Below are 18,868 nucleotides of genomic sequence, written 5' to 3' on the forward strand. Positions count from 1 at the left end.
GACATAGCTTTCCAAGTGACGTATAGAGAAATGGGTACCGATAAGCTAGATGATATAATCAATGGATTTGTTAAACCGTTTGATTTGGAAGAAGCTCCTCTTTTACGGGTTGAAATCATACATGTCACAGATAATGAGCACGTGATGGTATTAGATATGCATCATATCATTTCAGATGGTGTATCAATGGGGATTTTCATGCAGGAATTAGCTGAATTATATAATGGTCAAAAATTATCTCCATTAAGCATTCAATATAAAGATTATTCTGCGTGGCAAAGAGGCTTGCTTACTCAAGAAGAAATCAAAAAGCAAGAAAAGTATTGGATGAATGTGTTCAATGAAGAAGTACCAGTACTAAATATGCCAACAGACTATAAAAGGCCAAAAAGAAGAAGTTTTGCTGGAGATAGAATCAATTTAAAAATCAATAGTGAAACTTATAATCAGTTAAACAAGTTGGCTACAGAAAATGAAGTTACTATGTATATGCTGATGTTAGCAGGATACACGACTTTGCTTTCTAAATATTCAGGGCAAGAGGATATAGTAGTAGGATCACCAATTGCAGGAAGAAAACATGTAGATTTAAATAATGTAATGGGAATGTTTGTGAATACCCTTGCGATGAGAAATTATCCAAAAGGCAATACATCTTTTAAAGAGTACTTAAAAGAAGTAAAAGAAAATACATTGAAAGCATATGAAAATCAGGATTATCAATTTGAAGAATTGGTAGAAAAGGTAAATGTGAGAAGAGACATTTCACGAAATCCACTATTTGATACGATGCTTGTATTTCAACACACTGATAATATGCTATTAAATTTAGATGAATTAAAGGTTAGCATGTTAGAAGATCAGCGGAAAATAGTTAAGTTTGATATTACTATACATGTAAGTGAGTTAGAGGATGGATTAGGACTAGAAATTGAATACTGTACGGCTCTCTATAATAAGGAGACAATAGAGAAGTTTTTAGAGCATTTTATAAATATCTTAAGAGAAGTAGTAAAAAATCCAGAGCAGAAATTAAGTGAAATAGATATATTAACAGAGAAAGAAAAAAGTAAGTTATTAAACGAATTTAATAATACAAAAGGAAAATATGCTAAAGAAAAAACACTTCCAGAGCTTTTTGAAGAACAGGTAGAGAAGACACCTAATAATGTTGCACTTGTTTTTGAAAATCAAAGTATAACATATAAAGAACTAAATGAAAGGGCAAATAGCCTTGCGCATATACTTCGCGAAAAAGGAGTTGGTCCTGACGTAGTAACGGGAATAATGGTGGAACGCTCTATTGAAATGATAGTAGGTATAATGGGGATTTTAAAAGCTGGAGGAGCTTATTTACCAATTGATCCAACTTATCCTAGGAAAAGAAAAGAATATATGTTACGTAATAGCCATATAGAGATACTATGCGTAACGAATGATGTTCATAGCGATATAACTTTTCATGGACAAATTATACAATTAGATAAATTAAAATATGGAGAAAATAGAACGAACATCAGTAAAATAAATAGTCCCCGAAATTTAGCTTATGTAATATATACATCAGGTTCTACAGGGAATCCTAAAGGGGTAATGATAGAACAAAATAGTGTAAATAACTTAGTCAATGGGTTAAATGATGTAATTTATAAAAAATTTAATACTAATGTTAATGTCGCGTTGCTAGCACCATTTATATTTGATGCATCGGTGAAACAAATATTTGCAACATTACTTTTAGGACATACCTTATTTGTTGTGCCAAAGGAAGTAAGTTGGGATGCAATGAGTTTAATTGAGTATTATGCAACAAATAAAATACATGTATCCGATGCTACTCCGGCACATTTAACAATGCTTAGCTATGTAAAAAAAATAGAACAAGAATTAGAAATTAAAGAATTTATTGTAGGCGGAGAGGCATTAACGCCTTATTTAATCAAAGGTTTATTTGAAAAATTCGCCAATCTTCAACCTAATATTACAAATGTTTATGGGCCTACAGAGTGTTGTGTAGATTCCACAAGCTATAGAATTGAGTTTGATCAAATAAGCAATGATAAGGTAATTCCGATTGGAAAACCAATTTTAAACACTAATATATATATATTAGACAAGGGAAATAATCTTCAGCCAATTGGAGTAGCTGGGGAACTGTGTGTATCAGGTGAGGGGATAGCAAGAGGATATTTGAATAATCTAGAATTAACAGCTGAGAGGTTTATTGAAAATCCATTTGATAACGGTAAATCTATGTATCGTACTGGAGATCTTGCAAGATGGTTACCTGATGGGAATATAGAGTTTTTAGGACGGATAGATCATCAGGTGAAAATACGTGGTTATCGAATTGAACTCGGAGAAATAGAAAGTCAACTGTCAACTCATCAAGATATCGAAGAAGTGATTGTTATAGCTAGAGAAGATAAGGAAAATAATCAATATTTATGTGCATATATCGTTTCAGAAAAAGAATTACATGCAAGGGAAATTAGAGAATATTTAGAACAGAAACTTCCGGATTATATGATTCCTGGATATTTTGTGAAATTAGATAAGCTACCGTTAACAACGAACGGGAAAGTAGACAGAAAAGCACTTCCTGAACCAGATGGAAGCATTGATACTGGGGTAGAGTATGAGGAACCGAGAAATGAAGTGGAAGAAAAGCTCGTTGAAATTTGGAGAAGTATTATTGGGATAGAGGATATAGGGATTAATCATAATTTCTTTGTATCTGGAGGAGATTCCATTAAGGCAATCCAAATTATATCTAAATTATCTAGAATTGGCCTTAAATTAGAAATGAAAGATTTATTTGCACATCCAAAAATTAAAAATCTTGGAAAATATATAAAACGAGAAAAGAAAGAACAAAAGGTTCATGAAACAGTAAAGGGGGAAGTAGAATTAACCCCAATACAAAGCTGGTATTTTGAGAAAAACCGAGAAGAGATGAATCATTTTAATCAATCGTTCATGTTATTTAGAGAAAATGGATTTGATGAAAAACAGGTAGAAGAAATATTTAATAAAATTATGGAACATCATGATGCTTTACGCATGATATATAAAGAAAAAGAAGGAGAAATAATTCAATATAATAGAGGTTATGACAAGAACTTATTTGATTTATATATTTATGATGTTAAGGGCGTTGAGAATAAGGAAGAGAAGGTATATGAAATTGCTACAAGTATTCAAAAAGAGATGGATATTAAAGAAGGTAAACTTGTAAAGCTTTGTATATTTAAATCGGATGAAGGAGACCATCTTCTGATTGCGATTCATCACCTTGTAGTGGATGGGGTATCATGGAGAATCCTACTCGAAGATTTGGAGACTTTATATTCACAACTAGAAAAGGGTGAAAAGCTAGAAATAGGATTCAAAACAGATTCCTATAAAGAATTTGCATCAAAGTTAAAAGCTTATAGCGTGAGTAGGGAATTAATGAAAGAAAGGGAATATTGGACAAGCATATCAAAAGAGAATGTACAGTTTATCCCTAAAAAGAAAGAAATCACAAAAAACAACTTTGAAAATAGTAGTACAGTAAGTATTACATTAGATAAAGAACTCACTACATCTTTACTTAGAAAAACAAATAGGGCATATAACACAGAAATAAATGATATTTTATTAACAGCTTTAGCAGTTGGAATCAGAGAATTGACGGGGAAATACAAGCTAAAAGTAAATATGGAAGGGCATGGAAGAGAAGACGTAATAGAGAATTTCGAAATCAATAGGACTGTTGGCTGGTTCACGACGATGTATCCAGTGATTTTAGATATAGTGAACGAAAATGAACTTTCGACCAACATAAAGACAGTTAAAGAAACTTTGAGGAAAATACCGAATAAAGGAATAGGTTATGGAGTATTAAAACATTTAGCAAAAGATAAGGGATTTGTGAATGAAGAAAAGGCACCAATTTCATTTAACTATTTAGGTGAATTGGATCAAGATATTAACAGGCAAGAATTCTCTGCATCGAAATGGTCTATAGGTGAAACAGTCGGTAAGAAAATTACTAGGAATACATCTATAGAAATGAATTCAATGGTTTTAAATGGTGAATTGGTTATTCATACAACATTTAATGAATTAGAGTACAGTGAAAAAATGATAAAGGATTTAAATCAGAAATATAAAGAAAGTCTTGAAATAATAATTAATCACTGTGCGAATAAAGTAGAACCAGATCAAACACCTTTTGATTATGGAGATATAAATATAACATTAGAAGAACTTGAAGAAATAAAAGAAAAATACAATGGTTTTACTATCGAGAAAATATATCCGTTAGCAAATATGCAAAAAGGGATGTTATTCCATGCATTAGAAGATAAAAATTCAAGTATGTATTTTGAACAAATTGTAATGGATATAAAAGGGACTGTAGATGTAGATATTTTAGAAAAATCATTTAATACAATAATGAGGAGACACGAAATATTAAGAGCAGCATTTGAGTATGAATTAGTGGAGGAACCAAGACACGTCATACTTCAAGATAGAAAAGTAGGTTTCAACTATTATGATATTCAAGACGAAAACATTGAGCAGAAAACAAAGTTTATAGAGAATTATTTACAAAATGATAAACAAAAAGGCTTTAATTTAAGTAAAGACACATTAATGAGAATTAGCTTAATTCAAATAAATCAGGATTCATATAAATTGGTATGGAGTCATCATCACATATTGTTAGATGGATGGTGTCTTGGGATTATATTAGGTGAGTTATTTGATGTTTATGGAAGAAAGATGAAAGGTGAAGAGAGCCATTTAGCGGAGCCAACACCATATAGTGATTATATAAGATGGTTGGAAGAACAGGATAAAGAAGAAGGATTAGCACATTGGAAGAGCTATTTGGATGGATATGAAGAACAAGCACAGGTTCCTAAAATCTTGAATAAAGTTAATGAGTATAAAAGAAAAGAAAAAATGATAGAGTTTTCAAAAGAAATGACTCGTAACATTATTCAACTTGCAAATAGAAATCAAGTTACTTTTAATACCGTACTGCAGACAATTTGGGGCATTCTTTTAGCGAGGTACAATAATATAGAAGATGTTGTATTTGGAACAGTCGTATCAGGAAGAGAGGCAAAAGTAGAAGGAATTGAAGCGATGGTAGGATTATTCATTAATACAATTCCGACTCGAGTTAAACTCGAAAAAGATAGTAGTTTTAAAGAGGTTTTAAGAAATGTCCAGGATGAATCAATAGAAAATAATAAATATAACTATATAAATTTAGCTGAAATTCAATCTTTACATGGTCTAAAAAGGAATCTAATTGATCATGTAATGGTATTTCAAAATTATTCACTCGATGATAGTAGTTTTAATCATGCAGAAAATAATACAGGTTTTATGTGTCAAAATATAAGGGGAGAAGAGCAAAGCAATTATGGATTCAACATTGTAGCAATTCCTGGAGAACAGTTAGTATTAAAATTAACTTATAACGAAAAGATTTATCCACAGAAAATAATAGACAATATAGAAATGCATCTTAAAAAAGTAACGGAACAAGTTGTTATAAATGAGGATAAGAAATTAAATGAGATAGACATAATCCCAGAGAAAGAGCGAAATGCATTATTGTATAGATTTAATGATACAAAGACGAATTATCCGAAGGATAAGACTATACATCAGCTGTTTGAGGAACAGGTAGAGAAAACGCCTAATCATATTGCCGTTGAATTTGAAGGCACTAAAATGACGTATCAAGAATTAAATGAAAGGTCTAATCAAGTTGCTAGATGGTTACGAGATAAAGGGATTACTGCAAATACAATTGTGGGAATTATGGTTGAGAGATCCCCTGAGATGATAATTGGAATAATGGGTATCTTAAAATCAGGTTCAGCTTATTTGCCGATAGACCCTAAATCTCCTCAGGATAGAATCAAATTTATGATACAAGATAGTGATATTCAAATTCTATTAACGCAGGAGAAGTTCATTAATGATTCCTCATTGGATGTAGAGATGGTTAGTTTAGATAAGAGTGAGAATTTTCAATTGAGTAAAGAGAATTTAGCTCCTATCAATGATTCTGGGAACATAGCTTATATCATATATACATCGGGTTCTACTGGAGTACCAAAAGGTGTGGTTACATCACACTCTAATGCAGTAAGAGTTGTTCGTGACACAAACTATATTAAGATTGATTCAGATGATATTATTTTACAGCTTTCAAATTATTCTTTTGATGGATCCGTATTTGATATCTACGGTGCATTGTTAAATGGTGCGAAATTAGTGATGGTATCAATAGATACAGTATTGAATTTAAGTAAGCTAACAAAATTAATAAAGGAAGAAAAAATTAGTGTTATGTTTATAACTACAGCCTTATTTAATACGTTGGCTGATTTAGAAATAGAGTGTTTATCTAATATAAGAAAAATCCTTTTTGGTGGTGAAAGAATTTCAGTATCACATACAAAACGAGCATTGGAGTATCTAGGGAAAGATAAGCTGATTCATGTATACGGTCCGACAGAAAGTACTGTTTTTGCTACGTACTATTGTATAAATGAAATCAATGAAGAATTCGACACAATACCAATTGGGAAGCCATTAGCAAATACTTCAGTATTTATAGTAGATGGAAATCAGAGACTACTTCCAATCGGCGTAGCTGGAGAACTTTGTTTAAGTGGAGCAGGGTTAGCTCATGGATATTTAAACCGACCAGATTTGACAGCAGAAAAGTTTGTCTCCAATCCATTTATACCAGAAGAAAAAATGTATCGAACAGGGGATCTTGTTAGGATGTTGCCTGATGGAAATATTGAGTTCTTAGGTAGAATAGATCATCAAGTGAAAGTTCGTGGTTTCAGGATTGAACTTGGTGAGATAGAGAGTCAGCTACTTAAATATAAAGAAGTAAAAGAAGCTATTGTTATCGTACGAGATGATATTCATGGTGAAAAATATATATGCGCTTACTTTACTTCTGAAACATGGAAAGATGAATTGATAATTCAAGAAATTAGAAAGTATCTAACTAAAAAGCTTCCAGAGTATATGATTCCTGCATTTTTTGTTCAACTTGATAAGCTACCGCTAACTACAAACGGGAAAGTAGACCGAAAGTCATTACCAAAGCCTGATGGGAATGTAACAACTGAGGTAGAGTACGTAGCACCAAGTAATTTTGTAGAAGAGACTATTATTTCAATTTGGGAAGAAATCCTAGGCATCAAATCTATTGGGATTTCTCATAACTTCTTTGAAATAGGAGGAAATTCACTGAAGTTAATGAGTGCTGTTGCTGCTATTAATAAAGTTTTAAATACAGATATAAGCATTCACAATTTCTTTGAGAATCCAAGTGTAATGGGTTTAGCAAATTATATCCTATCAACTGAACATGATCGTCAAAATAGTTCTTATGATTATGTTGAGGAAGAGGTATAACGGTTTAAAATGAAATTCATTTCTTTTGGAAGTAAAAGATATTAGTAATAGGTGTAAAAAGGCAGATTTTCTATAATGTTGATTGCTTTGAGATTTAAGATTTAATTATAAAAAAAGGGGATTTATCCTAGGAAAACTGTACAATCTATACTTCTTCTCAGCAGGGAAAAGCAATAGATTGTGCAGTTAAACTAGGCCCAATGGTTTAAATTTCAAAGATGTATATGAAATTTGATAGTTGTTTTAGTTATTTACTAATAGTGTGAGAAATTGAATGGGCACCGCGAAGGGAATGATTCTAGTTATGGATATTAAAGGGTTTATAAATGATTTGAAAAAATCAAACATTTTCTTATATCAGAATCAAGGGAAGATAAAAATTATTGGACCTCGTGAGCTAATAACAGCTGAATTAAAGGAAAAAATAAAGTTATATAAAGAAAAAATTATTATAGCTTTAAAAAATGAAGATATAGAAAAAAAGAATGAAATTCCAAAAGCGAAACAATCAGAAAACGATTGTTATACCTTATCAATGGCACAAAAAAGGATGCTTATTTTAAATAATTTGGAATCTAAAGGTACGACATATAATATTCCTTTAGTTATCAAAATCGTGGGCCATTTTCAAATGTATGTTTTTGAGAATGCTTTTAAGGCACTAATTGATAGACATGAATCATTAAGAACATCCTTTGTAATGATTGATGGAGAACCAGTTCAAAAGATAGAAAAAGAAATAGATTTTAAAATTGAATATAGTGAATTAGGAGCAGATAGTGTATCAGAACGAGTGGCACGATTTATAAGACCTTTTGATTTAGAGATAGCGCCGCTTCTAAGGGTAGAGATTTTATGTGTTAATCAGAATGAGCATATCATGATGCTTGATATGCATCATATTATTTCAGATGGAGTATCAATGGGCATTTTGATGAAGGAGTTAGCTGATTTAGTTAGAGAAGAAGAATTAGCACCATTAAAAGTTCAATATAAAGACTATTCGGAATGGCAAAAAGAATACTATAAAGGAGATAACGTAAAGCAGCAGGAGGAATATTGGCTCAAGGTATTTGAGGATGACATTCCAGTTCTGAATATGCCAACTGATTTCCCAAGACCACAAATACAAAGTAGTGAGGGAGATAGGCTTGGTTTTGAAATAGATTCTGAACTAACAAATAAACTTAAATTTCTTGCAAGAGAAAATGGAGTTACTATGTATATGCTTCTTTTAGCAGTATATAAAACACTTCTTTCTAAATATACAAGGCAAGAGGACATAATAGTTGGTTCACCAATTGCGGGAAGAACACATGATGATTTAAAAAATACGATTGGCATGTTTGTCAATACTCTTGCAATGAGAAGTCATCCAAAAGCAAATACTAAATTCATTGATTATTTAAAACAAGTAAAAGAAAACACATTAAATGCTTATGAGAATCAAGAATATCAATTTGATACCTTAGTAGAGAAACTAAATTTAAGAAAAGAAACAAGTAGAAGCGCATTGTTTGATACGATGTTTGATATACAAACTCAAAATGATTTTGAGTTTAATATAAATGGAGTAACCACTGAGGTTTGCGATATTGATTTTAATGTGGCGAAATTTGATTTAAGTCTTACGGCGATAGAATATACAGATCATTTGAAATTTGATTTGCAATATTGCACAAAATTATTTAAAAAAGAAACAATCAAAAGACTTGCGGGTCATTTAGTAAATGTAATAAAGGAAATTACCAATAATCCGGGGCTTAAATTAGGAGAAATAAATTTACTTTCAGAAGAAGAAACGAAAAACATATTACACAAATTTAATGATACTAGGGCTGAATTTCCTAAAAATAAAACCTTAAATCATGTATTTGAAGAGCAGGTTTTAAAAACACCAAATCATATTGCAGTTATATTTGAAGAAGAACAATTAACATACACACAACTAAATGAAAAAGCAAATCAACTGGCAAGATTGCTTAGAAAAAATGGTGCAAAGCCGGATACTGTAATAGGAATTATGGCGGATAAATCCCCAGAAATGATAATTGGCATATTGGCGATTTTAAAAGCTGGAGCAGCATATTTACCAATTGACCCTGAGTATCCTGAGGAAAGAATTGAATATATGCTAAAAGATAGTGAAGCAAATTTAGTCGTTACTCAGGAGCACTTACAATTCAAGGTAAGAACAGTTTCAAGTATTTTATTTAATGATGAAGAAATTAGTTCTTTAAATAAGGACAACCTAGAAAATTTAAATCATTCATCTGATTTAGCTTATTTAATATATACGTCAGGTTCTAGTGGAAAGCCTAAAGGGGTTATGACTACACATTGTAACGTTATTAACTATATTTATGCATTTTCAAAACAAATTACTTTAAATGAAGAAGATTCTATATTACAAGTAGTTTCATTTTCATTTGATGCTTTTACGGAAGAAATATTTCCTATTTTAGCTAATTCAGGGAAATTAATTATTAGTAAAAAAATTGGTGATCTGAACATAGATGAGCTAGTTAAAAATATTGAAAAATATAATGTGACTTTAGTAAGCTGTTCACCACTGTTACTCAATGAAATTGATAAAAATAAGCATTTAATACTTAATAAAAATATGAAATTTATTAGTGGTGGAGATGTTTTAAAGTATGAATATATAAAAAATATTATTGAGATTGCCGATGTTTATAATTCATATGGTCCTACAGAAACAACTGTTTGCGCAACATATTATAAGGTCAGTTCCAATGATTGTATAGGAATGAGTGTACCTATAGGTAAACCATTAAGTAATTATAAATTATATGTTTTGGATAATAACGCTCAATTACTGCCGATAGGAATACCTGGTGAATTATATATAGGTGGAGAAGGTGTAGCACGAGGATACAAAAATAATAAAGAATTAACTGAAGAAAAATTCAAGCCTAATGCTTTTAGTTTAGAAGAACGAGTGTATCGGACTGGAGATTTAGTAAAATGGCTACCTGATGGAAATATTGAATTTTTAGGTAGAATAGATAATCAGGTGAAAATTAACGGTTTTAGAATTGAACTGGAAGAAATTGAATATCACTTATTAAGACAATCGAACATAAAAGAAGCTAAAGTAATTGATAAAGAGGGAATAGATGGAAACAGATATCTTTGCGCATTTATTACAGTTAATGATTTGAATGAGGAACTGAACATAGATAAAGTGAGAGAGTTGCTTGCCAAAGAGCTTCCTGGTTACATGATTCCTTTACATTTTATAGAGATGGAAAGATTGCCGATTACACTCAATGGAAAAGTGGATGTGAAAGCATTACCGGAACCAGATTTCAGTAAATTTATAGAAGATCATTATGAAGCACCTCGAAATCTAGTAGAAGAGAAGTTGGCTTTAGTGTGGAAGGACGTTTTGGGTATAGAGAAAATTGGAATAAATCATAACTTCTTTGAAGCGGGAGGACACTCACTAAAAGCTTTTTCATTGGTATCAAAGATACACAAAGAATTAAATGTTGAAATACCATTAAAACAAATATTTAATTTTCCTACTATCAAAGGTATTGGTGAATATATAAAAGGGAAAGAAATGAGTACTTACTCAAAAATAAAGAAAGCTGAGGAGAAACAATTTTATAATCTTTCATCGGCTCAAAAAAGGCTATATATTTTAAATCAAATAGAGGATAGTGGAATTACTTACAATCTACCAGTTGTTATACAAATGAAGGGGCGCTTTCAATTGGACACTTTTGAAAAAGCCTTTAAAGCATTAATTGATAGACATGAAGCATTAAGAACATCTTTTGTAATGATTGATGGAGAACCAGTTCAAAAGATAGAAAAAGAAATAGATTTTAAAATTGAATATGGTGAATTAGGAGAAGAGAACGTATCAGAACGAGTGGCGCGATTCATAAGACCTTTTAATCTAGAGGTAGCTCCTCTTCTAAGGGTAGAAATCGTACAAGTTAGTCAGGATGAGCATATCATGATGCTTGATATGCATCATATTATTTCAGACGGAGTATCAATGAGCATTTTGATGAAAGAGTTAACAGATATATTTGGAGAAAAAAAATTAGTGCCATTAGAAATTCAATATAAAGACTATTCGGAATGGCAAGAAGAGTTTTATAAAGGTGATAATATAAAGAAACAGGAGGAATATTGGCTTAAAGTATTTGAGGATGAGATACCAGTTCTGAATATGCCAACTGACTTTCCAAGACCACAAATACAAAGTAGCGAGGGAGATAGATTAAGTTTTGAAATAGATTCTGAACTAACAAACAAGCTTAAAATGTTTGCAAGGGAAAATGGAGTTACTATGTATATGCTACTTTTAGCAGCATATACAACGCTACTTTCGAAATATACGGGACAAGAAGACATTATAGTTGGTTCGCCAACTGCAGGAAGACAACATGATGATTTAAAAAATACTATTGGTATGTTTGTTAATACTCTTGTAATGAGAAATCGTCCTAAAGCAGACAGTAGATTCATTGATTATTTGAAGAAAGTAAAAGAAAATACCTTAAATGCTTATGAAAATCAAGATTATCAATTTGATGAGTTAGTTGAAAAGCTAGCCTTAAAAAGGGATATTAGTAGAAACGCATTGTTTGATACAATGTTTTCTATTCAAAATTTAGATAATCTAGAGTTGAATATAAAAGGCTTAAAAATCGAACCTTATGACATTGATTTTAAAGCGGCAAAGTTTGATTTAAGTCTATCGGCAATTGAAAATACAGATCATATAGAATTTATTTTAGAGTATTGCACAAAATTATTTAAAGAAGAAACAATACAAAGAATTGGAAATCATGTAGTTAATATCTTAAAAGAAATTGTTAATAATCCTGAACAAAAATTAAGTGAAATAAATTTGCTTTCACAAGAAGAAAGAGAAATGATATTAAACAAGTTTAATGATACTGCTGTTGAATATCCAGTAGCTACTATACACGAACTTTTTGAAGAGCAGGTTAAAAAAACACCAAATCATATAGCTGTAGTGTTCGAAGAAAAGCAGTTGACCTATGAAGAATTGAATAAAAAAGCAAATAAACTAGCTAGAACTTTGAGAGGAAAAGGTGTTGCACAAAATAGTATAGTTGGAATAATGGTGGATAGATCAGTAGAAATGATTGTAGGAATATTGGGGGTTCTAAAAGCTGGAGGAGCATATCTGCCGATAGATCCAGAATACCCTACAGAGAGAATAGAATTTATGCTTGAGGATAGTAATGCGGACATTATTATTACCCAAGAACATCTAACGGATAAAAATGGTGTCTACGGTGAAGTAGTAAATATAAATCATATAGATATATATGATATCAATGAAGATAATTTGAATCATATCAATTCACCGGATGATTTAGTGTATATCATATATACATCAGGAACAACTGGAAACCCTAAAGGTGTGCTAGTAGAGCATAAAAATTTGGTTAATGCCCATTACACTTGGAGAGATCACTATGAATTGTCAAAGTATGACGTCAATTTACTACAAATGGCTAGTATGTCGTTTGATGTATTTGCAGGGGACTTATGCAGAAGTTTATTAAATGGTGGGACAATGTATATAGTACCGAGTCATATCAAGCTAGAACTGGATTTATTATATAAGACAATTAAGAAGTATAAAATTAATATTTTTGAATCGACTCCAAGTCTTATTATACCTTTTATGAATTATGTATATGAAAATAATTTTGACCTCACGACATTACGATTATTAATATTAGGTTCTGATAGCTGTCCTATACATGAGTACAAAAATTTGGTTAAAAGATATGGGGAGAATATGAGAGTAATTAATAGCTATGGAGTTACAGAAGCAACTATTGATTCTAGCTATTATGAAGAAGAGTACGAGTATATACCGCAAATGGTAAATACTCCCATAGGGAAGCCGTTAAATAACACAAAATATTATGTTTTAAACTCTTTATTAGAACCACAACCTTTAGGGGTGTATGGTGAATTGTACATTGGTGGAAAAGGTCTTGCAAAAGGATACCTAAACAAACCAGACCTTACTCATGAAAGGTTTGTTTCAAATGGCTTTATACCTGGTGAAAAAATGTATAAAACAGGAGATTTTGCAAGATGGCTTTCAGATGGAAATATTGAGTTTTTAGGAAGAATAGACAATCAAGTAAAGGTTCGAGGGTTTAGGGTAGAAATAGGAGAAATTGAAGCTAAACTATTAAGTAATCAAAATATAGATCAGGCGGTAGTAGTTGATCGGAAAGATAATGCTGGTTTTACCTATTTATGTGCATACATAATAGCTAAAGAGGAGCTAACTACAAGTGAATTAAGAGACTACTTGTCAAATTATTTACCAGATTATATGATTCCTGCATTTTTTATTCAATTAGATAAAATGCCTCTTACACCGAATGGAAAAATAGATAGAAAAGCATTGCCTCTTGTACAAGGGGGGGACCTTTCTAAGGGAACAGATTATGAAGCGCCTCGAAATGAAGTGGAAGAACATCTTGTATCAGCTTGGCAGGATGTCTTGGGTATTAAAGAAATTGGAATTAACGATAGTTTTTTTGAGGTTGGTGGAGATTCTATAAAAGCGTTACAAATAGTTTCTAAACTATCGAAAGTGAATCTTAAATTCAAAATTAAAGATTTATTTGAAAACCCGAAAATTAAAAATCTTAGTAGGTATGTAAAAAATGAATCGAGAGTAAAGAAAAACTATGAAATAATTCAGGGAAACGTTCCTTTAATGCCAATACAGAAAAGACATTTTGTATTAAACAAAGCATTAAATAATAAAGAGCTAAATCACTATAATCAATCATTTATGCTGTATAGAAAAAATGGATTTGAAGAACAGATTGTAGAAAAGGTGTTTCGTAAAATTTGTGAAAAACACGATGCTTTACGAATGATTTATAAAGAGGAAAATGGTGAAATAATTCAATATAATCGTGATTTGAATGGGGATTTCTTTGATTTATATGTCCATGATATTAAGAATCAGGATAATCAACAGGAGATAGTGGGTCAACTAGCAACAAATATACAAAAAGAAATTTCGATTACTGACGGTAAAATGTTAAAACTTTGCATTTTTAGAACAAATGAGGGTGATCATTTGCTTATTACTATCCATCATCTTGTAATAGATGGAGTGTCATGGCGAATATTGTTCGAAGATTTCGAAATGTTATATAAACAAGCATATCTCAATGAAAAACTTGATATAGGTTTTAAAACGGATTCATTTAAGGAGTTTTCAGAAAAGTTAATGGATTATGCGGTAGGTAATAAACTTTTAAAAGAAAAAAAATATTGGGCAGACATATCTAAAATGAAAGTAGATTTTTTAGTGAAAAATGAAGAAATAGATGTGACCGATTATAAAAATAGCAAGACCTTAACCATTTCACTAAATAAGGAGAACACTCAAAAGTTATTGGGAGAAACAAACAAAACTTATAATACTCAAATAAATGATATCCTTTTAGCGGCTTTGTTAGTAACAGTAAGAGATTTAACAGGAGAAAACAGGCTGAAAATTCTCATGGAAGGTCATGGAAGAGAAGAAGTCATTGAAAACATAGATGTTAGTAGAACTATTGGGTGGTTTACTACAATATACCCTGTATATTTTGATTTAGGTAAAGAAAAAGAAATTTCTATGAGTATAAAATTGGTAAAAGAGACTTTAAGAAAAATTCCTAATAACGGAATAGGATATGGGGTTTTAAAATACCTGAAAAAGGATCAGGATTTGTTAAATGATGAAACGGCACCTATATTATTTAATTATTTGGGAGAAATGAGTAAAAAAGCGACCAATGAAGAATTTTCTGCATCATGGCTATCACCTGGCGAAAGTATAGGTGGCGAAAATGCAAGAGATGCTTCTATAGAAATTAATTCAATAATTGTAGAGGATACATTAATAATAAACACTACCTTCAACGAAGGGGAATATTCCGAATTTTTAATTGCTGATTTTAACCAAAAGTATAAAGAGAACCTTGAAATGATAATCGATCATTGTATTAATCAAACGGAATCAGAAAAAACAGCTTCCGATTATGGTTACAATAAAATGTCACTAGAAGAGCTTGATGAGTTACTAGGTGAATATGAATACATCGATAATTAAAGCCTGGAGGCAAAACACAATCATAACGACTACTTAATTGTACAAATTATATTTATAATTCTTGTGCCTTTTCCGACGGAAACTATTTAGGGGGATAAATTTATGAAAGTTAATAAAGTTGAGAAAATCTATCCATTGTCAAATATGCAAAAGGGGATACTGTTTCATGCTATTGAAGATGAAAATTCAGATGCATATTTTGAACAAATTATATTAGATATAAAAGGTTATGTAGATGAAACTATTTTTGAGGAAAGTTTCAACGAGATTATGAAACGGCACGAGGTGTTAAGAGCATCATTTAATTATAAATTGGACGAGCCATTACATGTAATATTAAGGGATAGAAAAATTAAGTTTAGCTATAATGATGTAAGTAATTTAGATTTAAACACTAAAGATTTATATATGGAAAAATATATAGTAGATGATAAGGTGAAGGGATTTGACCTAACAAAAGAAACCCTTATGAGAATTTGTTTGATGAAAACAAATGATAACTCATATAAAGTAATTTGGAGCTTTCATCATATATTACTTGATGGTTGGTGTATTGGGATTATATTAGATGAGTTATTTACTATCTATTCACATAAAATGAAAGGTGAAGAGCATCAATTAGAAGATCCTAGACCCTATAGTGATTATATAAATTGGCTAAATAATCAGGATAATGAAGAAGGATTGAAGTATTGGAGTAAGTATCTGGAGGGATATGAGTTAAATGCTACCCTCCCTAAATTTAATAACTCTAGTGCTGGAAATTATCAGAGAAGAGAAAAAGTGATAGAGTTTTCAAAAGAGTTAACTGATAAGATTACACAACTGGCAAATAAAAATAACGTCACCTTAAATACAGTGATGCAGAGTATTTGGGGGCTTATTCTAGCGAAGTATAACAATAGTGATGATGTTGTTTTTGGAACAGTTGTCTCAGGCAGAGATGCAGCTGTAGAAGGTATAGAGAACATGTTAGGTTTATTTATAAATACAATACCAACTAGAATAAAGCTGCAAAGTGAAAAATCATTTAAAGAAGTTTTAAAAGCAACTCAACATGATGCAATAGAGGGTAATGATTATAATTATATTAATTTAGCCGAAGTTCAAGCTCTTAGTAACTTAAAAAGTAATCTTATTGATCATATATTAGTATTTGAAAATTATGCTATTGATGAAAAAGGATTGGAAGAAAAGGAAAGTGGATTAGGGTTCGAAGTTATATCTGTAATCGACGAGGAGAGAAGTAATTATAGCCTAAGCCTTACTGTAGGATTAGGAGAGAAATTGAAACTAACAATTGTATATGATGAAAATGTATATGAAGAAAGACTAATCAATAATCTAGAGTGTCATATTCAAAATGTAACGAAGCAAGTTATTGAAAATGATGATAAGAAACTGAGCGATATAGATTTAATTTCAGAAGAGGAAAAAAACATCCTTCTTTATAAATTTAATGAAACAACCGTTGAATATCCTAAAGATAGGTTGATACATCAATTGTTTGAGGAACAGGTTGAGAAGACACCTGACCGTGTGGCAGTTAGCTTTAAAAGTAATAACCTAACTTATAGGGAATTAAATGAAAAATCAAATCAAATAGCTAGACTACTGCGAGAAAAAGGTGTTCAATCAAACACAATTGTAGGAATCATGGTCGACCGTTCTTTAGAAATGATAATAGGAATTATGGGGATTTTAAAATCCGGAGCGGCGTATTTACCAATTGATCCTGATACTCCTAAAGAGAGAATTGGCTACATGTTACAAGATAGTAATGTAAAAGTTTTATTGACTCAAGACAGATGTATAAGTCAACTTAATTTGAATGTGGAGTTAATTAATTTAGATCAAGAGAATTTTTTAAGGCTAAGTACAGATAATTTGAATTTAATAAATCATTCAAGTGATACAGCTTATATCATTTATACTTCAGGATCAACAGGAACACCAAAAGGAGTAGTTATTCCGCATTATAGTGCAATTAGAGTAGTTAAGAATACAAATTATATTGAAATTAGTGAGAATGATACGATACTACAACTTTCGAATTATGCTTTTGATGGGTCTATATTTGATATTTATGGTGCACTTCTAAATGGTGCAAAGTTAATAATGGTTGAGAAGGACACTGTATTAAGTCTTGTTAAACTAGCTAAGTTAATAAAGGAAGAACAGATAAGTATTATGTTTATTACCACAGCTTTATTTAATGCGCTTGTAGATTTAGAAATAGATTGTTTAGATAAAATAAGAAAAATATTATTCGGTGGTGAAAGAGTTTCAGTTCCACATGTGAAAAAAGCCCTTGAGAAATTGGGCAAAGATAAAATTATTCATGTTTATGGTCCAACTGAAAGCACGGTATATGCTACGTATTATTTTGTTAATGAAGTAACTGAGGTTATTCCAATAGGAAAACCGTTAGCAAATACTTCGGTTTTTGTAGTAGATAAAAATTCTAACTTGCTTCCACTTGGTGTACCTGGAGAACTATGTATTTCTGGAGACGGATTAAGTAAAGGGTATTTAAATAGCGAGAGATTAACAGTTGAGAAATTCGTTCCAAATCCGTTCATTCTAGGAGAGAGAATGTATCGAACAGGAGACCTTGTGAGAATGTTACCTGATGGAAATATTGAATTTTTAGGAAGAATTGACCATCAAGTGAAAATTCGTGGTTTCAGGATTGAACTGGGTGAGATAGAGAGTCAACTTTTAAAACATAAGGAAGTAAAAGAAGCTGTTGTTATCGCAAGAGAAGATAATAATAATCATCAATATTTATGTGCGTACTTTACTTCTGAAACACCGAAGGACGAGACAAGGGTTCAAGAAATTCGAAAGTTTTTGGCAAAAGAGCTGCCAGAGTATATGATTCCTGCTTTTTTTGTTCAGCTAGACAAGTTACCACTTACTACAAATGGGAAAGTAGATCGAAAGGCTTTACCAAGTCCTGATGGAAGTTCGGTTGCAGGAGTAGTAGAGTATGAGGCGCCAAGGAATACAGTCGAAGAAAAGCTCGTATCCATTTGGCAAGATATTTTAGATATAGAAAACATAGGAATTCAACACAACTTTTTTGAAATTGGAGGCCATTCACTGAAAGCAACTACGATGGCTTCTAGAATCCATAAGGAACTTATGGTCGAGATACCTTTAAGACAAATCTTCCAAACACCTACTATAAAAGGGATTGGAGAATTTATTGACTCTACAAAAGAAAGTGTATATGCATCGATCAAAAAAGTAGAA

At 31.2% G+C, this 18,868-nt stretch carries 3 protein-coding genes; all 3 read left to right on the top strand.

The annotated features are described in order from the left end of the window. On the top strand, window positions 1-7,452 hold a 7,452-nt coding region (locus tag JDS92_RS25890; protein WP_472926311.1), incomplete at its 5' end, for an amino acid adenylation domain-containing protein. Window positions 7,453-7,756: 304 nt separating this feature from the next. Continuing rightward, entirely contained in the window at window positions 7,757-15,610 is a 7,854-nt protein-coding gene (locus tag JDS92_RS25895) for a non-ribosomal peptide synthetase (protein ID WP_199632737.1), read from the top strand. Between the two features lie 102 nt (window positions 15,611-15,712). After that, window positions 15,713-18,868 (top strand): non-ribosomal peptide synthetase (locus tag JDS92_RS25900; protein ID WP_199632738.1); only part of this gene is annotated, 3,156 nt, incomplete at its 3' end.

The organism is Bacillus cereus group sp. N12, from assembly GCF_016483575.1.
Classification (GTDB): Bacteria; Bacillota; Bacilli; order Bacillales; family Bacillaceae_G; genus Bacillus_A; species Bacillus_A toyonensis.

Excerpts from the sequence above, each read along its gene's own strand:
- JDS92_RS25895 (WP_199632737.1), top strand. The coding sequence starts at position 7,757 with ATGGATATTAAAGGGTTTATAAATGATTTGAAAAAATCAAACATTTTC.